At 62.1% G+C, this 25,345-nt stretch carries 21 protein-coding genes; 9 read left to right on the top strand and 12 right to left on the bottom strand.

Features of this window, described 5'->3' with window-relative positions; translation table 11 throughout:
• Positions 1 to 50: 50 nt before the first annotated feature.
• The 5 genes from IGS58_RS15735 to IGS58_RS15715 all read right to left on the bottom strand — a co-directional run bounded on the left by IGS58_RS15735 (position 51) and on the right by IGS58_RS15715 (position 7,879).
• A complete protein-coding gene (locus tag IGS58_RS15735) occupies positions 51 to 761 on the bottom strand; it encodes a WbqC family protein (RefSeq protein WP_070253611.1) in 711 nt (236 codons plus the stop codon).
• Positions 758 to 1,906, bottom strand: a complete 1,149-nt coding sequence (gene vioA / locus IGS58_RS15730) for a dTDP-4-amino-4,6-dideoxy-D-glucose aminotransferase VioA (RefSeq protein ID WP_230521994.1) — start codon at positions 1,904 to 1,906, stop codon at positions 758 to 760. The genes IGS58_RS15735 and vioA overlap by 4 nt, the downstream gene beginning before the upstream one ends.
• Complete coding sequence (locus tag IGS58_RS15725) at positions 1,903 to 5,115, bottom strand: tetratricopeptide repeat protein (protein WP_230521993.1); 3,213 nt, start codon at positions 5,113 to 5,115, stop codon at positions 1,903 to 1,905. The genes vioA and IGS58_RS15725 overlap by 4 nt, the downstream gene beginning before the upstream one ends.
• 172 nt (positions 5,116 to 5,287) lie before the next feature.
• Positions 5,288 to 6,016 (bottom strand): acetyltransferase, encoded by a 729-nt coding sequence (locus IGS58_RS15720; protein ID WP_230521992.1) that lies wholly within the window; start codon positions 6,014 to 6,016, stop codon positions 5,288 to 5,290.
• A gap of 186 nt (positions 6,017 to 6,202) precedes the next feature.
• Complete coding sequence (locus IGS58_RS15715; RefSeq protein ID WP_174718100.1) at positions 6,203 to 7,879, bottom strand: electron transfer flavoprotein-ubiquinone oxidoreductase; 1,677 nt, start codon at positions 7,877 to 7,879, stop codon at positions 6,203 to 6,205.
• A 264-nt stretch (positions 7,880 to 8,143) separates the two neighbouring features.
• Here IGS58_RS15715 and IGS58_RS15710 point away from each other — a divergent pair, with 264 nt between their 5' ends.
• Entirely contained in the window at positions 8,144 to 8,920 is a 777-nt protein-coding gene (locus IGS58_RS15710) for an SDR family oxidoreductase (protein WP_034752351.1), read from the top strand.
• A gap of 22 nt (positions 8,921 to 8,942) precedes the next feature.
• Here the strand turns inward: IGS58_RS15710 and IGS58_RS15705 are convergent, their stop codons facing one another.
• A complete protein-coding gene (locus IGS58_RS15705; protein WP_034784217.1) occupies positions 8,943 to 9,509 on the bottom strand; it encodes a LuxR C-terminal-related transcriptional regulator in 567 nt (188 codons plus the stop codon).
• A gap of 147 nt (positions 9,510 to 9,656) precedes the next feature.
• Here IGS58_RS15705 and IGS58_RS15700 point away from each other — a divergent pair, with 147 nt between their 5' ends.
• Both IGS58_RS15700 and IGS58_RS15695 read left to right on the top strand, forming a co-directional pair.
• Positions 9,657 to 10,358, top strand: coding sequence for a CoA transferase subunit A (locus tag IGS58_RS15700; RefSeq protein ID WP_230521991.1), 702 nt, complete (start codon positions 9,657 to 9,659; stop codon positions 10,356 to 10,358).
• Positions 10,359 to 10,378: 20 nt separating this feature from the next.
• The gene (locus IGS58_RS15695) at positions 10,379 to 11,029 is read left to right on the top strand and encodes a CoA transferase subunit B (RefSeq protein WP_034784214.1); all 651 of its coding nucleotides are present in this window, start codon (positions 10,379 to 10,381) and stop codon (positions 11,027 to 11,029) included.
• Between the two features lie 50 nt (positions 11,030 to 11,079).
• Here the strand turns inward: IGS58_RS15695 and IGS58_RS15690 are convergent, their stop codons facing one another.
• Positions 11,080 to 11,490 (bottom strand): DoxX family protein, encoded by a 411-nt coding sequence (locus IGS58_RS15690; protein ID WP_230521990.1) that lies wholly within the window; start codon positions 11,488 to 11,490, stop codon positions 11,080 to 11,082.
• A 235-nt stretch (positions 11,491 to 11,725) separates the two neighbouring features.
• Positions 11,726 to 13,063 (bottom strand): dicarboxylate/amino acid:cation symporter, encoded by a 1,338-nt coding sequence (locus tag IGS58_RS15685; protein WP_230521989.1) that lies wholly within the window; start codon positions 13,061 to 13,063, stop codon positions 11,726 to 11,728.
• Between the two features lie 215 nt (positions 13,064 to 13,278).
• On the opposite strand from IGS58_RS15685, the gene IGS58_RS15680 reads away from it, so the two are divergent.
• The 3 genes from IGS58_RS15680 to IGS58_RS15670 are packed head-to-tail and all read left to right on the top strand — an operon-like array spanning position 13,279 to position 16,858.
• A complete protein-coding gene (locus IGS58_RS15680) occupies positions 13,279 to 14,160 on the top strand; it encodes an alpha/beta fold hydrolase (RefSeq protein ID WP_034784211.1) in 882 nt (293 codons plus the stop codon).
• 54 nt (positions 14,161 to 14,214) lie between these two features.
• Complete coding sequence (locus tag IGS58_RS15675) at positions 14,215 to 14,565, top strand: RidA family protein (RefSeq protein ID WP_230521988.1); 351 nt, start codon at positions 14,215 to 14,217, stop codon at positions 14,563 to 14,565.
• Between the two features lie 40 nt (positions 14,566 to 14,605).
• The gene (locus tag IGS58_RS15670; protein ID WP_034784208.1) at positions 14,606 to 16,858 is read left to right on the top strand and encodes a RelA/SpoT family protein; all 2,253 of its coding nucleotides are present in this window, start codon (positions 14,606 to 14,608) and stop codon (positions 16,856 to 16,858) included.
• A 140-nt stretch (positions 16,859 to 16,998) separates the two neighbouring features.
• Here IGS58_RS15670 and IGS58_RS15665 read toward each other — a convergent pair whose 3' ends face one another.
• The 3 genes from IGS58_RS15665 to IGS58_RS15655 form a co-directional block, all read right to left on the bottom strand.
• Entirely contained in the window at positions 16,999 to 17,949 is a 951-nt protein-coding gene (locus IGS58_RS15665) for a cation diffusion facilitator family transporter (RefSeq protein ID WP_070257419.1), read from the bottom strand.
• Between the two features lie 117 nt (positions 17,950 to 18,066).
• On the bottom strand, positions 18,067 to 18,942 hold the full coding sequence (locus IGS58_RS15660) for a pirin family protein (protein WP_230521987.1): 876 nt from the start codon (positions 18,940 to 18,942) through the stop codon (positions 18,067 to 18,069).
• 57 nt (positions 18,943 to 18,999) lie between these two features.
• A complete protein-coding gene (locus tag IGS58_RS15655; protein ID WP_070257417.1) occupies positions 19,000 to 19,599 on the bottom strand; it encodes an FMN-dependent NADH-azoreductase in 600 nt (199 codons plus the stop codon).
• Between the two features lie 125 nt (positions 19,600 to 19,724).
• Here IGS58_RS15655 and IGS58_RS15650 point away from each other — a divergent pair, with 125 nt between their 5' ends.
• The gene (locus tag IGS58_RS15650) at positions 19,725 to 20,630 is read left to right on the top strand and encodes a LysR family transcriptional regulator (RefSeq protein ID WP_230521986.1); all 906 of its coding nucleotides are present in this window, start codon (positions 19,725 to 19,727) and stop codon (positions 20,628 to 20,630) included.
• Between the two features lie 17 nt (positions 20,631 to 20,647).
• Here IGS58_RS15650 and asd read toward each other — a convergent pair whose 3' ends face one another.
• Positions 20,648 to 21,496, bottom strand: a complete 849-nt coding sequence (asd, locus tag IGS58_RS15645) for an archaetidylserine decarboxylase (RefSeq protein WP_070257416.1) — start codon at positions 21,494 to 21,496, stop codon at positions 20,648 to 20,650.
• Between the two features lie 284 nt (positions 21,497 to 21,780).
• Here asd and IGS58_RS15640 point away from each other — a divergent pair, with 284 nt between their 5' ends.
• Together IGS58_RS15640 and IGS58_RS15635 are read left to right on the top strand one after the other, a co-directional pair.
• Complete coding sequence (locus IGS58_RS15640) at positions 21,781 to 23,961, top strand: TonB-dependent receptor plug domain-containing protein (RefSeq protein WP_230521985.1); 2,181 nt, start codon at positions 21,781 to 21,783, stop codon at positions 23,959 to 23,961.
• A gap of 119 nt (positions 23,962 to 24,080) precedes the next feature.
• Positions 24,081 to 25,319: a DEAD/DEAH box helicase gene (locus IGS58_RS15635; protein WP_230521984.1), complete on the top strand. Its 1,239-nt coding sequence runs from the start codon at positions 24,081 to 24,083 to the stop codon at positions 25,317 to 25,319.
• Positions 25,320 to 25,345 lie beyond the last annotated feature (26 nt).

Genomic DNA, 25,345 nt, shown 5'->3' with positions numbered 1-25,345 from the left:
ACGGGCATGGTTAGAGGTCGTCATGGGCTGATGCTTGCGCGCTGCCGCTGTCAGGCAGGCGGATGAATGACATCATACTGATTCTGGATGGCAAGTTGCAATGTTTGCGGGGCATTGAACATCATGGCATCGACGATCGACAGCCACGGCACGAATTCGCCGCCGAACTGCGCATAGCTCGCCGGGCGCGGCTGGATGAATTCCAGGGCGATGCCGCGGGCCTGGAAGGCCTCCGCCTGGTACAGCTCCTGTCCGCCGGATGCATTGATGTAGCGCTGCGCGCCCACCGCCTGGCACAGGGCCAGCACCTTGTCCTGGCTCTTGAGTCCATGATCGATGGCAATGCCGGACGAGCGCACCAGGGGCGTGTCGATGCCCAGTTGGCGGCAGGTCGCTTGCAGGCTGTGCAGCAGGAAGTCGAACAGGTTGGCGGCAGGGTGGCGCACCACCGCTTCGAGCAGCGGAAAGATGTCCTGGAAGTGCGGCGCGCGCGCATACGCCGCCTTCAGCTGGTTCAGCAGCTTTTCCCCGTCAAACTGGGCCGAGACCTCGCGCTCGCCGATGTGCAGCTGGTCCGAGCCATTTTTCAGCGGCACGCTGAAGGTCGCGTCTTGCCCGTTGAGCAGCATGCGGTTGCGGTTGATCCAGCCTTTCTTCGTGTACTTGATGTTGTCGTACACGATGAACAGGTCGGCCGCCGCGATCAGCTGGTAATAGCCAATGTACGGCAGGAAATACGGCTGCATGATGGCCACTCTCATGCTGTTTTCAGCAGCGCCGCTGGCGCCCCGTGCATGGCGATGAGGTCGCTGATGGCGTCGATCTGCGCCGTTTCCAGGGTCGGGTACAGGGGCAGGCAAATCACCTGTTCCGCCGCTCTGCGGGCCACGGGCAGGTTGGCGGGCGCCGCCGATGGCATGCCGCGGTACATGGGGAAGTCACTGATGAGCGGGTAGAAATAGCGCCGCGCATAGATATTGTTTTCGCGCAGTATGGCAAACAGCGCGTCGCGGCTCAGCGGAAATTCCGGCCGCACGAGGATGGGGAAGTACGCGTGATTGGTGGTGGCGTCCAGCGCCGGCTGCAGGCAGTCGATGCCATGCACGGGCGCCAGGTTGCGCCGGTAGCGCGCATCGATTTCCTTGCGCTGGGCCAGTGCCGCATCGATATTTTTCAGCTGCAGCAGGCCGAAGGCGGCGTTGATTTCGCTCATCTTGCCGTTGATGCCAGGCGCCACCACCGTGACTTCGTCGACGAAGCCGAAATTTTTCAGGTGGTCGATGCGCTGCTTGGTCTTGGCGTCCGGCGAGATGATGGCACCGCCTTCGAAGGTGTTGAAGACCTTCGTGGCGTGAAAACTGAGGACGGACAGGTCGCCATGGTTGAGCACACTACCTCCCTGGTGGCGCACGCCGAACGCGTGTGCCGCGTCATAGATCACCTTGAGGTTGTAGTTGTCGGCGATCTTTTCAATGGCGGCGACGTCGCATGGCCGGCCGTAGCAGTGCACCGGCATGATGGCGGTGGTTTGCGGCGTGATGGCGGCCTCGATCTTGGCCGGGTCGAGGTTCAGGCTGTCCGGATCGATATCGACGAACACGGGCTTGATGCTGTTCCACAGCAGCGAGTGCGCGGTGGCGACAAACGAATACGGCGTGGTGATGACTTCACCGTTGATGCGCAGCGCCTGCAGCGCCGTCATCAGCGCCAGGGTGCCATTGGCGAACAGGCTGATGTATTTCACGCCCAGGTAGTCGCACAATGCCTGTTCGAGTTGCTGGTGGAACGGGCCGCCATTCGTCAGGATCTTGTTTTCCCAGATGGTTTCCAGATAGGGCAGGAAGTCCTGCAAGTCAGGCAGCAGCGGCTGCGTGACATACACGGGTTTCTTGTTTTGCGTGCTCATGCGAGTCCAATCGGCGGGTTGGGGACGGCCACGGGGGCCTCGAACGAGACGGGCGGCAAGCCTTCGCACCAGCGCTGCCACATGATACGCAGGCTGTTTTCCAGGCCTTCCGTAATCAGCTTGGGGTTGCCCATGGCCGATTGTTCCAGGCGGTGGCGCATGCTGTAGCGGTAGGCGCCCAGCAGCATTGGGTTGGCCGCCATGGCCTGCGCCTTGCGCACATAGTCGTCGTCATCCTTGGCGATGAATTCTTCCAGTCCCACCTGCAGCAGGATCGACGTGCCGGCGCGGCTGGGCATGGTGGCGCCAGCCGTCGTCAGGGTGGGCACGCCCATCCACAGCGCGTGGAAGGTCGTCGTGCCGCCACCGTACGGGAAAGTGTCGAGGCAGATATCGACGCGATGGTGCATTGCCATGAACTGCGTCATGCCCGTGCGGCCCTCGAAGGTCAGGCGTTCCGGCGCGATGCCTTCTTCCTCGAACCAGTCCATGAGCAGCGGATACGGCGTGGAAGTGGGCATGGCCGCGATCAGCATGCGGGCATCCGGAATGGCGCGCAGCAGCATGGACCAGCGCGCGATGACCTGGCGGTTGATCTTGCTGAGGCGGTTGAAGCTGCCGAAGGTGAGGTAGCCATTCGCCAGCGCGGGAGCAGGGTGGATGCCGGGTGCATATTCCGATGGCAGGAACGGCGAGCAGGCCGGCAGCAGGACCAGCTTTTCCGTGAATTGACTGTCGAGTATGCCGTCCGGCGCGAAATAGGGATCGGTCAGGTAATAATCCATGGCGCGCAGGCCCGTCGTCAGCGGATAGCCGATCCAGCTGGCCTGGATGGGGGCCGGCTTGCTGGCAAAGACCAGCAGGCGGTTCTTGCCCGTGTGGCCCGACAGGTCGATCAGGATGTCGATGCCGTCGTCGCGGATCTGCTGCGCCAGTTCGAGGTCGGTCATCTGCTCGACCTGGCGCCAGTGGGGGATGACTTCGCGCAAGCGCTGCGTGACGTGGTCATCCTGCGCATTGTTATGGTAGGCATGCAGCGACAGTCCCGCTTCGGCGCGGATATTCTCCAGCACCGGGATGATGAAATGTGGCACGGGATGGTTGTGCAGGTCGCCCGAGACCAGGCCCACTTTCAGGGTGCGCAGCGGGTCGCGCGCATTGCCGTGCTCCTTGACACTTTTCGCCACATGCGTCTCGAACGTATCGCTAAAGCGCAGATGCTCGGCAAACAGGCTGGCCGCATCGAGCTTGGCGCTGTGCGACAGCAGGAACAGGTAGTTGCTGAACAGGGTCTCCCACAGCGGGCACACTTTCAGGCCGGCGCGGCAGGTTTCGATGGCTTCATCGATGCGGCCGAGATTGCTCAGGGTGGCGCTGATGTTGACATAGGCGTCGCGAAAGTCGGGATTCAGGGCCAGCGCCGCGCGGTAGCATTCCAGCGCCGCAGTTGGCGCATTGGTCAGCGCGTGGCAGTTGCCGAGCGCGAAGTGGGCGCGCTCGTACGCGGGGTCGAGCGCAACCGCCGCCTGGTAGTGTGTCTGCGCCTGCGCATAGTTTTTTTGCGCCTGGAACACGGAGCCCAGGTTGCACATGGCCGAGACGTTCTTCGGGTTGAGTTCCAGCGCGCGCAGATAGGCGGCATGGGCTTCGTCGTAGCGCTGCAGTGCCTGCAGCGCTACGCCGAGATTGTTGTGTACCTCGTCGTTGTCCGGTTCGCGCTCGGTCGCGCCGTGATAGGCTTCGACGGCCAAGGCATAGCGGCGGATGGTGTTGTAATAATCGCCCAGCTGGTTGTAGGCGAGGGCGCTGCCAGGCGCCAGGTCGATCGCGCGCTGGAAGTACAGCAGCGCATTGTCCTGCTCTTCGGCGGCGCCGTAGACGATGGCCAGCTGGCCGCAGGCCTGGGCATCGCCGGGTTGCAGAAGCTGCGCGCGCTGGCACAAGGCGATGGCCGACGCATAATTTTTTTCCTGGCATTGCAGCAATCCCAGGCTGCTCAGCGCCTGCACGAAGTTGCCATCGATGGCCAGTGCCTGTTCATAGGCGGCGATGGCATCGCTGACGTGGCCCTGCGATTGCAGCGCGCGGGCCAGGTTGTTGTACAGCATGGCTTCGTTCGGTGTTGCCTCGATGGCGCGCCGGTAGCTGGCCGCTGCGCCCGTGAAGTCGTCCGCTTCATGCAGCGCGCTGGCCAGGTTGGCATGCACGGCGGTGTTATGCGGCGCCAGCTGCAGCACGGCGCGGTAACTGAAAATGGCGGCTTGCCATTGTTTCAGGTCTTGCTGGGCGTTGCCGAGATTGAGGTAGACTTCCGCGTCGCCGGGCAGCAGAGCCAGCGCCGCCTTGTAGCTGGCGATGGCGTCGTCATTGCGCTGCATGGCCTTTAACGTATTGCCAAGATTGAAGTGGGCCTTGGCATAATCGGGGCGCAGCGCCAGCGCCTGCCGGTAAGCCTGCTCGGCCTGCTCCAGTTGGCCCAGCGACTGCAAGGTCACGGCCAGGTTGCCATAAGCTTCGACAAAGTCCGGATTCAGCTGCAGCGCGCGCGTGTAACTGGCGACGGCCTCCTCGTGCATGCCGCGCGCCTGGCAGGCGGTGCCCAGGTTGCCATGCGCTTCGGCGTCGTGCGGCGCCAGCTCCACGGTGCGTTGCCATGCCTGCAGCGCATCCTTGCCCTGCTGTTGCAGCGCGGTGCCCAGCACGCTCCAGGCAAAGTCGGAGAGCGGGTAGCGCTGCGTCAGGTCGCGGCTGGCCGCTTCCAGCTCGGCATGGCGGCCGGCCTGGTACAGGTCGATGACGGCCTGGATTTCCTGTGCGCCCGGCGCGGCGGCAATCGCCGTTTCCACGCGCTTGCGCAGCGTTTGCGACTGTTCGTTGTCCAGCCCGCGGGTGATCGCTTCGTTGACGATTTCCAGCGCCTGCTCACGCTCGCCCGCTTTCAGCAAGCCGTCCGCGTAGGAGAGCCAGAACTGGCCTTCGTCCGGATTCACCGACAGCGCCTTGTGCAGGTATGGCAGGCCGGCCTTGAATTGGCCAACCTGTCCCGCCAGCAAGCCCATGTTGTGATTGGCGATGGCGTGATAAGGCTGGGCCTGCAAAATAGCCAGGTACAGCTCTTCTGCCTGCTCCAGCAGCCCCCCCTGGTGCGCCGCAAGCGCTGCTTGCAGATCGTTGTCGAGAGGCATCTCAGTGGTGGCGCTATCGGTCATGGCAAGTGGGAAAAGTAAGGTCAGCTGGAATTGTAACTGTTGGGGAGGGGAATAGAAACTTTCCCATGGGAATTTTATTGCGTGGCGATGCGCCGCTGGCAGCGGCGTGCCCGCAAAGCCACAGCGCACCGGAAAATATTGTGCGAATGGCAGTGCCGCCCCGACGGCGGCTTCACACGGCGATGGCGCCGTGCTCCTGTTCCCATTGCTTGCGGCTGGTCTTCAGGATGTCGATGACCAGCAGCGCTTTTGCCTCATCCGTGGAAAGGTCTTCCATGAACATGGCATTGTTGGCGCGTATCCAGGCCAGCGGCATTTCCCACCAGGCCAGTTCCACCAGCCCGGCGCGCACCTTTTCGGAAAAGCGGTAGCGCAGCAGGCGCGCCGGCGAGCCCGCATATATTCCGTAGGGTTCGGAGCGGAAATTGGGTGGCAGCAGCGCCCGCGCGCCGATGACGCAGCCGTTTTCAATCACGCTGCCGCCCAACACCATGACTTCATCGCCGATCCAGACATCGTTCTTGATAACGGTGTCGTCGTACTGCGGTGGCTCGGCCGATTTCAGGCCGCCGCCCAGCACGCCGAGCATATAGGTCGATATCGTGCGCATTTCATGCTGGCCATTCAGCACGAAGCGCAGGCGCGCGCCGCCGGCGACAAAGCGCCCCACGCACAGGCTTTGCTTGCCGCTGTCGTATTTCACTTGCGAACCGACGCCGAAACCGGAGCAGCGGCCGATGAAGAAATGGCCAAAGCCCGGCTCCTGGTCGAGCCAGTCGCGGAAAAACTGCGGCGGCAAGGTGCTGCTGGCGCCATCGGCATAGCCGAGCACGGTGAAGTGGGCGGAGAGGGGATGATCTTGCAGGGTGCCTGTGTAATTGGCTTCTGTTGTGATTTGCACTACATTGCTCTTTGTGACGGTGAAGTTGCGGGAGGGTGATGCGACGTGCGGCTGTCCGGCCAGGTCGGCCGCTGCCGTGGCGGGAATTGTAACTGGCGCGGGAAGCGATGGGAAAATTTCCAATAGGAAATTTATCGCGGCCGTATGAAAAACGCCCCGGCGAAGAAGCCGGGGCGTGCGGGAAACTTACATGTTCGGATAGTTCGGCCCGCCGCCGCCTTCCGGTGTCACCCACACGATGTTCTGCGTCGGATCCTTGATGTCGCAGGTTTTACAGTGCACGCAGTTCTGCGCATTGATCTGCAGGCGTTCGGCGCCGTCGTCGTTCTTCACGAACTCGTACACGCCGGCGGGACAGTAACGGGCTTCCGGACCCGCATACGTGGCCAGGTTGACGTCGACGGGCACGCTGGCGTTCTTCAGCGTCAGGTGGATCGGCTGGTCTTCCGCGTGGTTCGTGTTCGAGATGAACACGGACGACATCTTGTCGAAGGTCAGCTTGCCATCGGGTTTCGGATACACGATCTTTTTCGACTGGGCGGCCGGTTTCAGGCATTCGTGGTCGCCATGCGAGTGGTGCAGGGTCCATGGCGCCTTGCCACGGAAGATCAGCTGGTCGATGCCCGTCATCAGGCTGCCCAGGTACAGGCCTTTCGATAGCCATGGCTTGACGTTGCGCGCCACGTGCAGTTCTTCATGCAGCCACGATTGTTCAAAGGCGACAGGGTAGCTCGTCAGTTCGTCGTGCTGGCGCTGTTCGCCCAGCGCGCCGAAGGCCGCGTCCGCCGCCAGCATGCCGCTCTTGATGGCCGCGTGGCTGCCCTTGATGCGGCTCATGTTCAGGAAGCCCGCATCGCAGCCGATCAGCGCGCCGCCGGCAAACACCAGTTTCGGCAGCGATTGCAGGCCGCCGGCCGCAATCGCCCGCGCGCCGTACGAAATGCGCTTGCCGCCTTCGAAGAACTTGCGGATTTCCGGATGCGTCTTGTAGCGCTGGAATTCCTCGTACGGCGACAGGTACGGGTTTTCGTAGTTCAAGCCCACCACGTAGCCGACCATCACCTGGTTGTTTTCCAGGTGGTACAGGAAGGAGCCGCCGTAGGTTTTCGTGTCCAGCGGCCAGCCGCTCGAGTGGATCACCAGGCCCGGCTTGTGCTGGGCCGGGTCGATTTCCCACAATTCCTTGATGCCGATGCCGTAGGATTGGGGATCCTTGCCGGCGTTCAAGTCATACTTGGCCATCAATTGCTTGCCCAGGTGGCCGCGCGCGCCTTCGGCGAACAGGGTGTACTTGGCGTGCAATTCCATGCCGAGCTGGAAGTCGGGGCCCGGCTCACCGTCGCGCTTGACGCCCATGTTGCCGGTCGCCACGCCTTTCACGGAGCCGTCGTCGTTGTAGAGGATTTCCGCGGCAGGGAAGCCGGGGAAGATTTCCACGCCCAGGTTTTCCGCCTGCTGGCCCATCCAGCGCACCACATTGCCCAGCGAGACAATGTAGTTGCCGTGGTTTTCAAAGCAGGCCGGCACGGCGAAGCCTGGCGTTTTATACGCTTTGGTTTCGGTCAGGAACAGGATGCGGTCTTCCGTCACTTCCGTGTTCAGGGGCGCGCCCAGTTCTTTCCAGTTTGGAATCAGTTCCGTCAGCGCTTTCGGGTCCATGATGGCGCCCGACAGGATATGCGCGCCCAGTTCGCCGCCTTTTTCCAGCACGCAGACGGACACTTCCTGGCTCTTTTCAGCGGCCAGCTGCTTCAGGCGGATCGCCGCGGCCAAGCCTGCGGGGCCACCGCCGACGATCACCACGTCATACTCCATGGTTTCGCGCGGTCCGTACTGTTCAACTAAGTTATTAGGCTGTGTCATGGTCTCGATTTATAGTCACTCAATTAGGTAGCAAGGATAGGGAATAAAGCATCATCGGGGAAATTTAAGCACGAGTGTGCTTGTTTTTGGCGAGGATTGCAACTTTGGCGCCATTTTGCGTGACATTGCCCCTCGCCGCAATCTAAATCCGGCCATTTTGTGTAATGATGGCGTTTACCTTTGCTCAAGTGCGATGCGGGGTATTTTGCCCCTGTGCCAGTGGCACGGCGTAAAGTGTTGTCTAAAATAAAACAGGAGTAGCTCGTGGGCATAGAAGTCAATTTCGAGGGCAAGATTGCCCTGATTACCGGCGCATCGAGCGGCCTCGGCGCGCGCTTTGCGAAAGTGCTGGCCCAGGCTGGCGCACAGGTCGTGCTGGCGTCGCGCCGCACCGAACGCCTGAAGGAATTGCGCGCCGAGATCGAAGCGGACGGCGGCGCCGCGCACGTGGTGTCGCTCGACGTGACCGATTTCGCCAGCATCAAGTCGGCCATCGCGCATGCGGAAACGGAAGCGGGCCCCATCGATATCCTCGTCAACAATTCCGGTGTCTCCACCACGCAACGCCTGGTCGACGTCACGCCCGAAGATTACTCGTTCGTGATGGACACCAACCTGCGCGGATCGTTCTTCGTGGCCCAGCAAACGGCCAAGCGCATGATCGCGCGCGCCAAGGGCGACCCGAAGAAACAGCACCGCATCATCAATATCGCCTCGATGGCAGGCTTGCAGGTCCTGCCGCAGATCGGCGTGTACTGCATGAGCAAGGCGGGCATGGTGCACATGACGCGCGCCATGGCCGTGGAGTGGGGCAAGTACGGCATCAACACGAACGCCATCTGCCCCGGCTACATTTCCACGGAAATCAATGAAGATTACTTTGCCACCGAGCAGGGCAAGAAGCTGATCGAGATGCTGCCGAATAAACGTCCGGGCAAGCCGGAAGACCTCGACGGCCTGCTGCTGTTGCTGGCGGGCGAGGATTCGCATTTCATCAATGGCGCCATTATTTCCGCAGACGGTGGAATGAGTACCTTCTAAGGCACCGGCTTGTGCACCAGCCCTAGCGCTGCAGCTGCAAGCCCACCAGCTTGTGCACCAGCTCCGACGAGGTCGAAGCGGCGAACTTGCGCATCAGCTTGGCACGGTGCATTTCCACCGTGCGGGGGCTGAGGTCGATCTGGCGGGCGATGACCTTGCTGGTCTTGCCTTCGACCAGCAGGGCGGCGATTTCGCGCTCGCGCGGGGTCAGCTCCGCCGTCACGGGACGTTTCTCGCTGACATCCTCGAACGTCCAGATGCCCGGCCCCAGCGGCTGTGCGGCCAGCATGGCGTGGCCCGTGACGTGGCACCAGAACAATTCACCATTACTGCGGCGCATGATGCGCTCGTCCGAATAGCGTCCCTTGGCGTTCATGATGGGGATGATGCGGTCACCCGTGCGCAGGAATTCATCGTGCGTGGGGTAGAGTACTTCGAACGACTGGTCGTCCAGCTGGGCGCGCGCATAGCCGAACATGGCTGCCAGCGCTTCGTTGCAGCTGCGCATGATGCGGTTTTCCGACATGCACATGCCCACGGGCGCGTGCAGGAAGATGCTTTCATAATCGATGGCTGACGCGGCGTTCATCTGATACGTATCACTCTCACAGGGGGATTGCCGGCACGGCGCCGGTAGTTCTACGGTATTGTACTTTCCACTCGCGTATTTTATGCTGAGTCGCTGCCTGAGTCATGGACTCAAGACCAAAGCTTAACAAAAGATAGAGGGACACCCATGAATAAAGTTTATCCTGACGCCGCCTCGGCGCTGGCCGGTATCGTCCAAGATGGCCAGACCATCGCCGTCGGCGGCTTCGGCCTGTGCGGCATTCCCGAAGCCCTGATCGGCGCCTTGCGCGATTCGGGCGTGACGGGCCTGACGGCCATTTCGAATAACGCCGGCGTGGACGGCTTCGGCCTGGGCAAGCTGCTGACCACGCGCCAGATCAAGAAAATGATCGCCTCCTATGTGGGCGAAAACAAGGAATTCGCGCGCCAGTACCTGGCCGGCGAGCTGGAACTGGAATTCACGCCGCAAGGCACCCTGGCCGAGAAACTGCGTGCCGGCGGCGCCGGCATTCCCGCCTTCTTCACCAAGACGGGCGTGGGCACCATCGTTGCCGACGGCAAGGAGCTGCGCGAATTCGATGGCGAGCAATACGTGATGGAACGCAGCCTGGTGGCCGATGTGTCGCTGGTGAAAGCCTACATGGCCGACCGCGCGGGCAATTTGGTCTATCGCAAGACGGCGCGCAATTTCAACCCGAACGTGGCCATGGCCGGCAAGATCACCATCGTCGAAGTGGAAAAACTGGTCGAAGTGGGCGAGATCGACCCGGACCAGGTCCACACGCCGAGCATCTTCGTGCACCGCATCGTGGTCAACGCGAATCCGGAAAAACGCATCGAGCAGCGCACCGTGCGCACTGAAGCATAAAAAAGAATACGGAGAACATCATGGCTTGGACTAGAGACGAAATGGCCGCGCGCGCGGCGAAAGAATTGCAGGATGGCTTTTATGTGAACCTGGGCATCGGCTTGCCGACCCTGGTGGCGAACTATGTGCCGGAGAATATCGAAGTGTTTCTGCAGTCGGAAAACGGCTTGCTGGGCATCGGCCCGTTCCCCACCGATGCGGAAGTCGATGCCGACCTGATCAACGCTGGCAAGCAGACGGTGACGGCCTTGCCCGGCGCAGCCTACTTCAGCTCGGCCGACTCGTTTGGCATGATTCGTGGCGGCAAGATCAACCTGGCTATCCTGGGTGCCATGCAAGTGTCGGAAAAGGGCGACCTGGCGAACTGGATGATTCCGGGCAAGATGGTCAAGGGCATGGGCGGCGCGATGGACCTCGTCGCCGGCGTCAAGCGCGTCGTCGTGCTGATGGAACACGTGGCCACGGCCAAGGATGGCACGACGTCGCACAAGCTGCTGAAGCAGTGCGACTTGCCGCTGACGGGCGTAGGCGTGGTCGACGTCATCATCAGCGACCTGGGCGTCATCGACGTGACGGAAAACGGCCTGAAGCTGGTGGAACTGGCGCCGGGCGTGACCAAGGAACAAGTGCAAGAGGCCACGGGCGCTGAGCTGGACGTTTCGGCCGTATAAATGGCTTGTTGTATGGAATAAAAGGGCGGACAGCGATGTCCGCCCTTTTTTTATGCGCCGGCCTTGCCGCGCAGCCCGTCGAGGCTGTAGGCGCCGGCGCCGGCAACTGCGAAATACAGGAAGGTGAAGCAGTACATCACGGCCATTTCGCCGCCGTTCAGGATCGGCAGGAAACCGGCTGGCGCATGCGCCATGAAGTAGGCGGCCGCCATCTGGCCCGACAGGATGAAGGCGACGGGGCGCGTAAACAGGCCGACCAGCAGCAAGGTGCCGCCGACCAGCTCGATGACGCCGGCCGCGCCCATCACGGAAAACAGTTGCAGGCCGTCGAACATGGCCACATGCGGCGCGCCGAACAGTTTGGCCGTGCCGTGTTGCAGGAAGAGGAAACCGAGGATGATGCGCAGCACGCCCAGCAGGCGTGGACTCCAGGTGGCGTAGAAGGCGGGCGAGAGGGACATGACGTACTCCATTCAAAAGTGAGGATGGTTCGGTGTCAGGCTTGCATTAACGCAATGTCATTATGCGGGAGCTTGCGGGCGAACAGTGCTGTAACTGTAATTGTTTTTGATTCATTGATCATCCAGTGAAATATTGATACATGATTTACTGTGGGTTGATGATGCGATAAGATGCGCGCGCCATGAAAAAAGCCCCGAAGATCGCTCTACGGGGCTTTTCAATGAAGAGTACGGCTTACTTGACGATATTCACGGCCGGGGCGACATACGCGTCGTCGGTCGGGTGGGTGGGGTGGGCCAGCTCGCTGTGCAGCTTGTCCATGTCGAGTTCTTTTTCCCATTTCGACACGACGATGGTGGCCACGCCGTTGCCCACGAAATTGGTCAGCGCGCGGCATTCGCTCATGAAGCGGTCGATGCCCAGGATCAGCGCCATGCCGGCCACGGGGATGGTCGGCACCACGGCCAGGGTGGCGGCCAGGGTGATGAAGCCGGCGCCCGTGATGCCGGACGCGCCTTTCGAGGTCAGCATCGCCACGCCCAGGATGGTGAGCTCTTGCCAGATCGTCAGTTCCGTGTTGGTGGCTTGTGCCACGAACAGGGCCGCCATGGTCATGTAGATGTTGGTGCCGTCCAGGTTGAACGAGTAGCCGGTAGGCACGACCAGACCGACCACCGGTTTCGAGCAGCCGAGGCGCTCGAGTTTTTTCATCAGGGCCGGCAGGGCCGATTCCGACGAGCTGGTACCGAGCACGATCAGCAGTTCTTCCTTGATGTACAGCAAGAAGCGGCCGATGGAGAAGCCCGTGTACTTGGCGATCAGGCCCAGCACGACGAAGACGAACAGGAAGCAGGTCAGGTAGAACGAACCCATCAGTTTAGCCAGCGGGATCAGCGAAGCCAGGCCGTATTTGCCGATGGTAAATGCCATCGCGCCGAACGCGCCGACAGGGGCGACTTTCATGATGATGTTGACCATGCCGAAGATGGCGTGCGACAGCTCGTCGATCAGCTTGGTGACGGGACGGCCGCGCTCGCCCAGCAGGGACAGCGAGAAACCGAACAGGATGGCGATCAGCAGCACTTGCAGGATGTCGCCCTTGGCGAACGCATCGACGAAAGTCTTCGGGATGATGTTCATCAGGAAATCGATGGTCGTCATGCCTTCGGCGTGCGTGTATTGCGCGATCGACTTGGCGTCCAGGTGGGCCGGATCGGCGTTGAAGCCGGCGCCCGGTTTGAGGATGTTGGCAACCAGCAAACCGATGGCCAGCGCGAAGGTGGAGACCACTTCGAAGTAGATCAGGGCCTTGCCGCCCACGCGGCCGATCTTCTTGACGTCCTGCATGCCGGCGATGCCGGAGACGACGGTACAGAAGATCACCGGGGCGATGATCATCTTGATCAGTTTGATAAAGCCGTCGCCCAGCGGTTTCATGTCGACAGCGTTGGAAGGGTAAAACACGCCCAGCAGCACGCCGGCCACGATGGCGAACAGCACCTGCACGTACAGGATTTTATAGAATGGTTTTTTCACGAGTGGTCTCCTCTTGCGGGTTGATGCTGCGATCATCCACTCATTGCCAGGCCGCCTCAATTGTGGATAACCGCAGATATGCATTTTCGCTATATCGGGTATTGCGCCATGACTGGCGTGCTGCGGCGCAGCATTTCAGGCGTGCGCTTGGAGCATTGCCCGCGCTGCGCTACACTGCCGTAGCGTCGCGCGCGGGACACCCCATGGCAGGCAGGAAGCGGTGCTCTTTTTATATCGAATAAGGAATTGGCATGATCGAAGCGAGCATCAAATCCGTCCAGTGCATCTCCCCCGCAGGCTTGCACACCATGTCGTACAAGGAGTGGGGCGCGGCGGACAACCCGAACGTGCTCGTCTGCGCCCATGGCGTGACGCGCGTGGCGGACGACTTCGACAACCTGGCGCGCGCCATGGCCAGCGATTACCGCGTGATCTGCCCCGATGTGGTGGGACGCGGGCGCTCGGGCTGGCTGGCCAATCCCCAGTTCTACCGCGTGCCGCAATATGTGAGCGACATGGTGACCCTGCTGGCGCGCGTGCTGGCCAATGGCGAGCGCCAGACGGTGGACTGGTTCGGCACGTCGATGGGCGGCTTGATCGGTCTGGGCCTGGCATCGTTGCCGAACAGCCCGATTAGCAAGCTGGTGCTGAACGATATCGGCCCGACCCTGGCGCCGGAAGCCTTGCAGCGCATCGGCGACTACATCGGCCAGGACTTGCGTTTCGAGACATTTGAACAGGGCGCCAAGTTTGTGCGCGACGTGTCCGCCAGCTTCGGCCCGCACACGGACGCGGAATGGCATAAACTGGCGGTGGATGTGTTGCGCCAGGATAAGGATGGCCACTGGCGCCGCCACTATGATATGGGACTGGCCATGCCGTTCCGCTCGGCCACGCCGGAATCGGCGGCCAGCGACGAAGCCATGCTGTGGGCCGCGTATGATGCCGTGCGTTGCCCCACCTTGCTGGTGCGCGGGTCGGAATCCGATTTGCTGTCGCACGAAACGGCGCAAAGCATGCTGGGCCGCGGCCCGAAGGCGGAGCTGGTGGAAATCGCCGGCGTGGGCCATGCGCCCACTTTTGTCCACGATGACCAGATCGCCATCGCCCGCAAGTTTTTGCTGGGCAAATAAGAAGGTAACAAGCAATAACGCTGTACAGATTTTGAAACAACCGAAAGAAGAAGCATGGAAATTACACGACTGCACGTAGGCAAACGCCTCTCCGAAGTAGCCATACACAACAACACCATCTACCTGGCGGGCCAGATCGCGGAAGACACCACGCAGGGCATCGTCGGCCAGACGCGCGAAGTGCTCGGCCACATCGACCGTTTGCTGATGGAAGCGGGCAGCGACAAGACTTGCATCCTGTCGTGCCAGATCTACATCGCCGACATGAAGGATTTCCCCGGCATGAATGAAGTGTGGGACGACTGGGTGGCTTCCGGCCACACGCCGCCGCGCGCCACGGTGGAAGCGAAGCTGGCCAATCCGGCATGCCTGGTTGAAATCGTCATCATTGCTGCAGAGCGTTAAGTCATCAAGTTGTTGAGTTATTAAGTTTAAAAGGTAATACATGGTTTCCATCTCGGCCCCGAATAGCGTCACCTCGGAACAACTGGTAGAGGGCTTGAGTGCGCCGGACAGTGCGCGCGTGCTGGACGCGCTCGCGTATGCCACCGAGGCGTATGGCGACAAGCTGACCTTTGCCGGCCGCTCCGCGCTGGACTTCGCCGTCGGCGTGGCCACCACCCTGGCTTTCCTGCGCAGCGATGCGGAAACGCGTATCGCCGGCCTGATGTTCGAGCTGACCCTGTTGGAACCGGACACGGCCGCCGACATCGAGCCGCGCTTCGGCAAGCAGGTGTGCGACCTGGCGACAGGCGTGCGCCAGCTGATCCGCTTGCGCGCGCTGACCCAGGCGCAGCACGGCAGCGCTGGCGGGCGTGGCAAGAATGCGGCGCAGCAAGCCGTGGCCCAGGTGGAAACCCTGCGCAAGATGTTGCTGGCGATGGCTTCCGACATGCGCGTCGTGCTGGTGCGCCTGGCTTCCTGCGTGACGACCTTGCGCTATTTCGCCGAGTTGAAATTGTTCAATGAAATGACGCGCGAGTACGGCAAGGAAACCCTGGACCTGTACGCGCCGCTGGCCAACCGCCTCGGTATCTGGCAGCTGAAGTGGGAACTGGAAGATTTGTCGTTCCGCTTCATCGAGCCGGAAGCGTACAAACGCATCGCCAAGATGCTGGAAGAAAAGCGCATGATGCGCGAGGGCTTTGTGTCCTCGGCGATTCTGCGCCTGCAGACGGAACTGGCTTCAGCCGGTATCCAGGCGGAAGTGTTTGGCCGCCCGAAACACATTTACAGCATCTGGAACAAGATGCGCGGCAAGGAACTCGATTTCACGGCCCTGTACGATGTGCGCGCCTTCCGCGTCATCGTTGCCGACGTGAAGACTTGCTACACGGTGCTGGGCGTGGTCCACAATATCTGGACCCCCATCCCGAAAGAATTCGACGATTACATTTCGCGGCCGAAACCGAACGGGTATCAGTCGCTGCACACGGTGGTGACGGCCGAGGATGGCCGTCCGCTGGAAGTGCAAATCCGCACGAATGAAATGCACAGCTTTGCCGAATACGGCGTGGCCGCGCACTGGCGCTACAAGGAAGAGGGCGGTTCGAACTTTGCCGGCCAGAAATACGACGAAAAGATCGCCTGGCTGCGCCAGCTGCTGGCCTGGAAAACCGAGGTCGCCGACGCCGTCGTGGGCCAGGAAGAAATCCAGCGCGAATGGGTGGAAAAGCTGAAATCCGCCACCTTGGACGACCGCATCTTCGTCATGACGCCGCAGGCGCGGGTGCTGGAATTGCCCGTGGGCGCCACGCCCGTCGATTTTGCGTATCACCTGCACACGGACGTGGGCCACCGCTGCCGCGGCGCCAAGGTTGACGGCATCATGGTGCCCCTGAATACCCAGCTGAAAAACGGCCAGACCTGCGAAATCATCACGGCCAAGGGCGCGCCGGGCACGGCCGGGCCGTCGCGCGACTGGCTCAGCGCCGGCTACGCCGTCAGCACGCGCACGCGTTCGAAGATCCGTGCCTGGTTCCACGCCATCGACATGCAGGAAACCCTGGCCCATGGCCGCGCACTGGTGGAGAGATCCTTGCAGCGCGAAGGCAAGACGGCCGTCAACCTCGAAGCCCTGGCGCAAAAGCTGGGCTTTGCGAAAGTCGACGAACTGTTCCTGTCGGTCGGCAAGGATGAATTCAGCCTGCGCCACGTGGAGCAGGCGCTGCACGACAACGGCGAAGTGGTGGTGCCGGAAGACGCCGTGCTGGTCGGCAAGAGCCGCGCTTCCAGCGTGGAGCAGGGCGCCAAGTCCGGCGTGCTGGTGGTGGGCACGGAAGGCTTGATGACAGTGCTGGCCAAGTGCTGCAAGCCGGCGCCGCCGGACAGCATCGTCGGCTTTGTGACGCGTGGCAAGGGCGTCTCGATCCACCGCGCCACGTGCAAGAACTTCGAGGAAATGCGCGCCAAGTCGCCCGAGCGCGTGATCTTCACGGAATGGGGCAGCACGGGCGGGCACGACACCGTGTATCCGGTCGACATCTTCATCCTGGCAGGCGACCGCCAGGGCTTGCTGCGCGACATCTCCGAAATCTTCTCGCGCGAAAAGATCAACGTGATCGGCGTCAATACCCAAAGCGCCAAGGGCCAGGCCCGCATGACCTTTACGGCCGAGATCAGCTCGACGGCGCAGTTGTTGAAGGCGCTGAATGTGATCAAGGATGTGAGTGGGGTGCTGGAAGCGCGGCGTAGTTGACGCCTGACCAAACCTACTGCGCGTCGGTATAGATGGCCTGCGATGCTCACCGTGCTCTAGTACGGTTGCGCTTCTCGACCACCTCTACCTTCCGCTCGCTACGGTTTTGTCAGGCGTTGTGACGGTTGTTGAATTCCGTGCTAGTGGGTCTTGTCACCCTGATGCAAGCCCGCCATCGCCGCCGTCTCCGGCTGCAAGGTGATATGGTCGATGCCATGCTTACTCAGTAACATCTTCTTGATCGCCCGCAAGACCTTCGGCCAATGGTCGAGGTGTTCGATTTCCACGTGGCCGATCAAGGCCGGCTGGCCCGGCGACATATCCCACACATGCAGGTCGTGCACGGCGATCACGCCATCCACCTGCTCCACGTCAGCGCCCACTTGGATGTAGTCGATATGCACGGGCACGCCTTCCATCAGGAAATGGTAGGACTCGCGCAGCACGCCGAATGTCGACTTTAAAATCAGCAGTGACACCAGCACGGACAGCAGCGGGTCGATCTGCATCCAGCCAGTAAAGTAAATCACGGCGCCGGCGACGATGGCGGCGACCGAACCGAGCAAATCGCCCATCACGTGCACGAGGGCGGCGCGCGTGTTCACGCTTTGCTTGTCTTTCGATAATACCCACGCCACGACTATATTGATCGCCAGGCCGATGAAGGCGACGATGAAGACCATGCCGCCCTTTACGGGTTGCGGGGAGGAAAAGCGCAGCGCCGCTTCGTAGCAGATCCAGCCCACCACGCACAGCATGGCCAGGCCGTTGACGAAGGCGGCCAGCGCTTCAGCGCGGCCAAAGCCGAACGAGTGGCGGGGCGAAGGAGGGCGGCGCGCGATCAGTTGCGCCAGCAGTGCCAGGCCCAGCGCGGCCGCGTCCGTGACCATGTGGCCCGCGTCGGAAATCAGGGCCAGCGAATTGGACAGGAAGCCGGCCGCCACTTCGATCCCGGCAAATGACAGGGTCAGGCCCAGCGCCCAGGCGAGGATGCTCTGGCTGCGCCCCTCGAACGAGTGGGTGTGCTTGGCGTCGCCTTTCAGGTGGGCGTGCAAATGGGTGGCGTCGTGTTCGGTGTGCGTCGGTTGCATGGAATGCTTTGTGGAATGATGTTGCCGCCAGTGTAATTGAAAAGCAACAAAGTAGTCGGCACGTAAAAAAACCTGCAGGCCCGGAGGCACTGCAGGTTTTTGATGAGGCAGACAACTTTACTGCACGGCCGTCTCGCCAAACTTGCCCTCACGGAAATCCTGTACGGCCTGGAACACTTCCGCCTGGGTATTCATGACGAACGGGCCATATTGCGCGATGGGCTCGTTCAAGGGCTGGCCGGCGACGAGGATTACGCGGCCGCCTTGCGGCGCCTCGATGCGCACGCCGTCGCTGCCGGGCGTATTGGCGAAGATCGCCATGCGCAGGGCGGGCACGGCCTTGCCGTCGACTTGCACTTCGCCACGGAAGGTGTAGATGAAAGCGTTATGGCCTGGCGGCAATGGCTGCTCGACGCTGCTGCCGGCCGGCAAGTCGATATCGAGGTACAGCGGTTCCGTCAGTTCGCGCTGCACGGCGCCCGTCACGCCATGGCTTGCGCCGGCGATCACTTGCACGGCCACGCCCGCGTCCGTCGTGTAGCGGGGGATTTCACTGCTGGTGAAATCGCGGTACCACGGCGTGCGCATCTTGTCGCGCGCGGGCAGGTTCAGCCACAGCTGAAAACCTTCCATCACGCCTTCTTCCTGCTCCGGCATTTCCGAGTGGATCACGCCGCTGCCGGCCGTCATCCATTGCACGCCGCCCGAGGTCAGCAAGCCTTCATTGCCCGCGCTGTCCTTGTGGCGCATGCGTCCCGTGATCATGTACGACACGGTTTCGAAGCCGCGGTGCGGATGCTCGGGGAAGCCGGCGATATAGTCGTTCGGCTTGTCGCTGGCAAAGTTGTCGAGCATCAGGAAAGGGTCGAGGCGGCGTTGCAGCTGCTGCGTCAGCACGCGGTTGATCTTCACGCCGGCGCCGTCCATGACGGCCTGGCCGGCAATCACGCGCTCGACGGCGCGTGGCTTGTTGACGGTGGTGGTATCGCTCATTGTTCTCTCCTCTAGGCCAGGGCGGCGCCAGTGCGCCGTCCCTTTCACTGCTGGGGATTACACCAGGATCGCGTTGATCTCGGCGTCCGCCTGGGCTTGCGCCTTGGCCACGGCTTCCGGGCCCATGCCCATGCCTTCCGAATACACGTATTGCACGTCGGTCAGGCCCAGGAAGCCGAACATGGTGTTCAGGTAAGGCACCTGGCTATCGTTGGCGCTGTCGCGGTGCAAGCCGCCGCGGGACAGGCCCACATAGACTTTCTTGCCAGTCAGCAGGCCCACGGGGCCGTTTTCCGTGTACTTGAAGGTGACGTTGGCGCGGGCAATCGCGTCGAACCAGCTTTTCAGTTGCACGGTGATGCCGAAGTTGTACATGGGCGCGCCGATGACGATCACGTCAGCCGCTTGCACTTGCGCAATCAGTGCGTCATCGAGGGCGATGCGGGCCGCTTGCTCCGGCGTGCGCTTGTCTGCCGGGGTGAACAGCGCTTGCAGGGTCGGCTCGTCGAGCACGGGGTGCGGTGCGGCAGCCAGGTCGCGGCGGGCCAGGGTAGCACCGGGGTTGGCCGCTTGTACGCGGGTAACGATGGCGTCAGCCAGGCGGGTCGAGGCGGAACCGGTGCTGCGGGCGCTGGAATTGATTTGCAGGATGTTCATCTTGTTTTCTCCGTTGTGAGGTGTCTTGCGATGGATGAACTATAGCAATTCCAAAATTGATGCGGAAGCTGTTAAAATGGATAACATTAATCCATTAATGGAACAATCGAGTTAAAGGTAAGTATATGGATATCGATCCCGGAGATTTGCTGCTGTTTGCGCGTGTCGTTGAATGCGGCAGTTTCTCGCGCGCCGCCGTGCGCGTGGACTTGCCCAAGTCGACACTGTCGCGCCGCATCTCGCTGCTGGAAGCGAAATTGGGCGAACGCCTATTGCTGCGCACCACGCGCAAGCTGGCGCTGACGGAGTTTGGCGCCAGCTTGCTCGAGCATGCGCGCAAGGTGGTGGAAGAGACGGAGGCTGCCGGCGCGCTGGCACAGCACCGCCAGGCAGGACCCAGCGGCTTGCTGCGCATTTCCATGCCGGCCGACTTTGGCGACACCCTGATGCGCCAGGTGCTGGCCGAGTTCGTGCGCCGCTATCCGGCCATTTCGCTGGAACTGGACTTGTCGGCGCGCCGCGTGGATTTGCTGGAAGAGAACTTCGACCTGGCCATCCGCATGGGCAACTTGCCAGACGACGCCAGCCTGGCCGCGCGCCGCGTGGCGTTCAGTACGCTCGCCCTGTATGCCTCGCCGCAATACACGAGCGTGCACGGCTTGCCCGAGCATCCCGACGATCTGTATGGCCACGATTTGCTCAGCTTGCCACGGGCCGTGCATGGCCTCGTGCACTGGACTTTGATCCGCGGCAAGACGACGTGGGAGCGCGATTTGCCCGTGCGCCTGCTGGCCAATTCGCCGGAATTGCTGGTGCGCATGGCGTGCACGGGCGTGGGCATCGCGGCCAGCACGGACCGCTTTGCCAAGGCGTATGTGGCGACGGGGGAACTGGTGCGGGTATTGCCGGAGTGGAGTTTTCCGCTGGTCACGGGCTGGGCCGTGTTTCCCGGCCGGCGTTTGATGCCGGCCAAGACGCGCACGTTTCTGGACTTGATGGAGGAAATGTACCAAACCGACGCGCCCGTGTAGGCGCGCGTCTTGCTGCCTTACTTGGGCAGCTTGCCCATGACTTCGCCCAGCTGCACGGGGCCGGCCGGTTGCCAGTTGGCATTGAACGTCACGGTATCTTTCGGGAACAGCATGACGACGGTGGAGCCGAGCAGGAAGCGGCCCAGCTCTTCGCCCTGCTTCAGCACGACATTGTCGTTCGCATAGCTCCAGTCGCGTACCTGGCCTGTGCGGGGCGGGTTGACGACGCCGTGCCAGACGGTGGCCATGCTGCCGACGATGGTGGCGCCCACCAGGGTCATGACGAAGGGGCCGTTGGCCGTATCGAACACGCAGACGACCCGCTCGTTGCGGGCGAACAGGCCGGGGATGCCGCGCGCTGTCGTCGGGTTGACGGAGAACAGTTCACCGGGCACATAAATCATGCGCGTCAGGCGGCCGTCGCACGGCATGTGGATGCGGTGGTAGTCGCGCGGGCTCAGGTACAGATTGGCGAAGCTGCCGTGTTCAAACTGGGCCGCCAGTGCCGCATCGCCGCCCACCAGGGCCGTGGTGCTGAAGCTGTGCCCCTTGGCCTGGAAGATCTGGTCCCTGTCGATCGTGCCGAACTGGCTGATGCGGCCATCGACGGGGCAGACGTAGTCGGCCTGGGCCAGCGGACGGGCATCGGGGCGCAGCGCGCGCGTGAAAAAGTCGTTGAAGCTCGTGTAATGCGTGATGTCCGGGTCCAGCGCCTCATCCATGTTGACGTTGTAGCGGCCGACGAACCAGCGGATCAAACGCGTCGTCATGGCGCCGCCCTTGGCACCGGCGACGCGGCCGGCAAAATTGGTCAACGCTCCCTTGGGCAGCAGATATTGAGGCAAAACGGCAAGACGGTCAGACACGATGGGAAGCCTTTGACGGGGTGATGGGAACAATGATGAAAACGCATTATAGCGGCGATGTGGCGCGCAATGATATGTACCGTATGCAAGGGGGCGTAGTGCAGCCGGCCGCCGAATTTAATTTGCCATAGGAAATATTTTCAGGAAACTGTGTCACTCGGAAAAAATTACAGCACAATACAGCGGCCTGTTTTTTAGCTTTTAGCCATTTTTATTCAGCCAACTTTTTTAGCCAGGTCATGATGCCACGCCGTTGCCTTCGCCTTACCATCCTTTGTTCCTCCGTGTTACTTGCCTGGAATGCCCAGGCCCAGCAATCCGAAACGCCCGCCGCCACTGACGCCGCCGTGCCGCTGAAGGTTGAAAAGGCCGCTGCGCCCGCCATGCAAACCGTCGAAGTCAAGGGCAGCGGCTATGATCCGCGCCGCGACGATACGGCCAGCAAGATGGTCGTTGGCAGCGAGGAAATCCTCAAGTATGGCGACACGAATGTCACCGACGTGCTCAAGCGCCTGCCCGGCATTACCGTGTCCGGCGCGGCCGGGCGCTCGGGAGGTGAAATCCGCATGCGTGGCCTGGGCAGCGGCTACACGCAGATATTGCTCAATGGCGAGCGGGCGCCGGCCGGTTTCTCGCTCGACACCTTGTCGCCCGACGTGATCGAACGCATCGAGATTTTGCATGCGGCCAGCGCCGAATACAGCACGCAGTCGATTGCCGGCACCATCAACGTGGTGCTGAAAAAAGCCGTCAAAACGGCGCAGCGCGAACTCAAGCTGGGCGTGCAGGGCAGCGACGTGAGCTTTTCGCCCAGCGTGAACGTGCAACTGTCCGACCGCGACGGCAATTTCTCGTATTCGCTGGCCGGCTCGCTGTTCCGCTACGATTACCATTACGACAATCCGGGGCTGGAACTGGGCTACGCGCCCGATGGCCGGCAAAACCTGCTGCGCCGCACGAACGGCACGGGCGATGGCCGTCCGGAAGGCATCAACCTGTCGCCGCGCCTGAACTGGGTGCTGGCCAACGGCGACAATGTGACGGCGCAATTCTTCTTCAATGGCGGGCGCTCGAACCACCGCAATTTCAGCCGCGCGGAAACGGAGCAGGGCGTGCGTCCCGACTACGACAGCAATACGGGCAGCTCCAGCAACCACAATGCCTTCGGCCGCAGCGACCTGACGTGGATGCACAAGCTGGCCGGCGGCGCCAGGCTGGAACTGAAAGTGGGCGCCTCGGCTGCCCGCAATACGTCCGACAGCCTGCAGCAGGGCTTTATCGATGGCAGTGGCCTTGCCCTCGAGCGCAAGGTGGGCGTGAAGGCAACGGAAAACGGCGTCAGTTCGACCGGCAAGTATTCCACGCCCTTGCTGCCCGGCCATGCCCTGTCGATGGGCTGGGATGGCGCCTACACGGAGCGCGAGGAATCGCGCCGGCAGCGCGAAGCGGCCCTGGGCACCTTGGGCGCGCGTCCGCCCGTCAACAGCGACGAGGGTTTCGACGCCACGATCAAGCGCCTGGCCCTGTTCGTGCAGGATGACTGGGAAATCACGCCGCGCTGGTCCATGTATGCGGGCGTGCGCTGGGAAGGCATCGACACGCGCAGCGCGGGCGATACCTATGACGAAGTGCAGCAGCGCACCAGCGTGTGGAGCCCGCTGCTGCAAACCCTGTGGAAATTGCCCGATACCAAGGGCGACCAGGTGCGTCTGGCCCTGACGCGCACCTACAAGGCGCAGCCTACGTCAAGCCTGATTCCACGCCGCAATACCTCGACCAACAATAGCCAGACGGACCCTGACCGCGAAGGCAATCCGTATCTGAAGCCGGAGCTGGCGCTGGGCATCGATGTGTCGTACGAGCACTACTGGGCCGAAGGCGCCTTGCTCAGTGCGCGCGCCTCGGCCCGCCGCATCGATGGCTACACGCGCCAGGGCTTGCTGTTCATCAATGACCGCTGGGTCTCCACGCCTGTCAACGATGGCCGCGCCAATACACAGACACTGGAACTGGAAGCGAAATTCCCGCTGCGCGCCGTGCTGGCCGCGCCTGTGCCGGCCATCGACCTGCGCGCCAGCGTCAGCCGCAACTGGTCGCAGGTGGAGCAGGTGCCGGGACCGGACAACCGGCTCGACCAGCAAACGCCCGTCAGCGGCAACTTCGGCCTCGACTACAAGACGCCCGACGGCGTGCTGACGACGGGCGGCAGCTTCAACTTCCGCAATGGCGGCCCCGTACGCATCACCGAGCGCCAGAGCGCCTATACGTCGCCGCGGCGCGACCTCGATATTTATGCGCTGTGGAAGTTCGATGCGAAGAACCAGCTGCGCCTGGCCGTGTCGAACCTGCTGGCGCAAGACTTCGAAAGCACCACCACGTATGCGGATGCCAGCGGCACGATCACCCGCAACAGCATTTCACCGAGCTCGCCGCAGGCGCGCGCCACCCTGGAAATGAAGTTCTGATCGTGACGTTCCCGCACTGAAAACCCCGGCCAGCCTCCCCGCTGGCCTATAATCTCGGCAATCGCGCGCGCGGCCGGTCCGTGCGCGCCACCTTTTCATTTGCCAAGATTGCTTTCCCCATGACGTTTTCCTCCCTCGGCCTGATCGATCCCCTGGTCCGCAAACTCGATGAGCTCGGCTATGCCAAGCCGACCCCCGTGCAGGCGCAATCGATTCCTGCCGTGCTGGCCGGGCGCGACTTGATGGCCGCCGCCCAGACGGGCACGGGCAAGACGGCAGGCTTTGCCGTGCCGCTGCTGCAGCGCCTGACCCTGGAAGGCGTGGTGGCACCCCAGTGCGTGCGCGTGCTGGTGCTCGTGCCCACGCGGGAACTGGCCGAGCAAGTCTATGCCAGCTTCCGCAGCTATGGCGGCAACTTGCCGCTGCGCAGCTTTGTCGCGTATGGCGGCGTACCCATCGAGCCGCAGATCAGCAAATTGCGCAAGGGCCTCGACGTGCTGGTGGCCACGCCGGGCCGCTTGCTGGACTTGCAGACGCAGGGCGCCGTCAAGTTCGAGCAAGTGCAGACGCTGGTGCTGGATGAGGCTGACCGCATGCTGGATCTGGGCTTCGAGCGCGAGCTCGACATATTGCTGATGACCATGCCCAAGCAGCGCCAGACCCTGCTGTTCTCGGCCACCTTCTCGGACGCCATCCGCGCCATGGCGAAAACCATGCTGAAGGATCCCGTCTCGATCGAGGTGAGCGCGCGCAACAGCACAGTCAAGGCCGTCAAGCAATCGGTCATCGTGTGCGACAAGAAGCGCAAGCCGGAACTGTTCCTGCACTTGCTGAAGAAAATGCGCTGGGGCCAGGTATTGGTCTTCGTCAAGACGCGCAAGGGTGTCGAGTTGCTGGTGAACACCTTGCTGGAGCAGGGCGTGCGCGCCGATTCCATTCATGGCGACAAGACGCAGCCGAACCGCCTACGCGCGCTGGCCCGTTTCAAATCTGCCGAGGTGCAGGTGCTGGTGGCTACCGACGTGGCCGCCCGTGGCCTCGATATCGAGCAATTGCCCGTCGTCGTCAATTTCGACTTGCCCACCGTAGCGGAAGACTATATCCACCGCATCGGCCGCACGGGCCGCGCGGGCGCTTCGGGTGCAGCCATTTCGCTTGTGTGCGCCGATGAAGTGGAGCTGCTGTCGGCCGTGGAAGCGCTGACCCGGCAAACCCTCAAACGCAACGAGGAGCCCGGTTTCGAGGCGGAACACCGCGTGCCGGGCACGTCCGCCGGCGGCACCATCCAGAAGAGGGCTGTGAAAGTGCTGGCGCCGAAGGCGGCGGAGCGGGCCAAGAAAAGGCGCTTCTACAAATAATCAGGGACGCCAGGCGCGCAGCACGG

The sequence above is a fragment of the Janthinobacterium sp. EB271-G4-7A genome, from assembly GCF_020858075.1.
Taxonomy (GTDB): Bacteria; Pseudomonadota; Gammaproteobacteria; order Burkholderiales; family Burkholderiaceae_D; genus Janthinobacterium; species Janthinobacterium lividum.
The sequence above is the reverse complement of the archived record's forward strand: the minus strand, read 5'-3'. Positions and strand labels throughout refer to the sequence as shown.

Excerpts from the sequence above, each read along its gene's own strand:
- IGS58_RS15685 (WP_230521989.1), bottom strand. The coding sequence starts at position 13,063 with ATGATCGCAGCATCAACCCGCAAGAGGAGACCACTCGTGAAAAAACCA.
- IGS58_RS15735 (WP_070253611.1), bottom strand. The coding sequence starts at position 761 with ATGAGAGTGGCCATCATGCAGCCGTATTTCCTGCCGTACATTGGCTAT.
- IGS58_RS15725 (WP_230521993.1), bottom strand. The coding sequence starts at position 5,115 with ATGACCGATAGCGCCACCACTGAGATGCCTCTCGACAACGATCTGCAA.
- IGS58_RS15680 (WP_034784211.1), top strand. The coding sequence starts at position 13,279 with ATGATCGAAGCGAGCATCAAATCCGTCCAGTGCATCTCCCCCGCAGGC.
- IGS58_RS15715 (WP_174718100.1), bottom strand. The coding sequence starts at position 7,879 with ATGACACAGCCTAATAACTTAGTTGAACAGTACGGACCGCGCGAAACC.
- IGS58_RS15700 (WP_230521991.1), top strand. The coding sequence starts at position 9,657 with ATGAATAAAGTTTATCCTGACGCCGCCTCGGCGCTGGCCGGTATCGTC.
- IGS58_RS15695 (WP_034784214.1), top strand. The coding sequence starts at position 10,379 with ATGGCTTGGACTAGAGACGAAATGGCCGCGCGCGCGGCGAAAGAATTG.
- IGS58_RS15670 (WP_034784208.1), top strand. The coding sequence starts at position 14,606 with ATGGTTTCCATCTCGGCCCCGAATAGCGTCACCTCGGAACAACTGGTA.
- IGS58_RS15705 (WP_034784217.1), bottom strand. The coding sequence starts at position 9,509 with ATGAACGCCGCGTCAGCCATCGATTATGAAAGCATCTTCCTGCACGCG.
- IGS58_RS15650 (WP_230521986.1), top strand. The coding sequence starts at position 19,725 with ATGGATATCGATCCCGGAGATTTGCTGCTGTTTGCGCGTGTCGTTGAA.
- IGS58_RS15665 (WP_070257419.1), bottom strand. The coding sequence starts at position 17,949 with ATGCAACCGACGCACACCGAACACGACGCCACCCATTTGCACGCCCAC.
- IGS58_RS15690 (WP_230521990.1), bottom strand. The coding sequence starts at position 11,490 with ATGTCCCTCTCGCCCGCCTTCTACGCCACCTGGAGTCCACGCCTGCTG.
- IGS58_RS15655 (WP_070257417.1), bottom strand. The coding sequence starts at position 19,599 with ATGAACATCCTGCAAATCAATTCCAGCGCCCGCAGCACCGGTTCCGCC.
- vioA (WP_230521994.1), bottom strand. The coding sequence starts at position 1,906 with ATGAGCACGCAAAACAAGAAACCCGTGTATGTCACGCAGCCGCTGCTG.
- IGS58_RS15635 (WP_230521984.1), top strand. The coding sequence starts at position 24,081 with ATGACGTTTTCCTCCCTCGGCCTGATCGATCCCCTGGTCCGCAAACTC.
- IGS58_RS15660 (WP_230521987.1), bottom strand. The coding sequence starts at position 18,942 with ATGAGCGATACCACCACCGTCAACAAGCCACGCGCCGTCGAGCGCGTG.
- IGS58_RS15675 (WP_230521988.1), top strand. The coding sequence starts at position 14,215 with ATGGAAATTACACGACTGCACGTAGGCAAACGCCTCTCCGAAGTAGCC.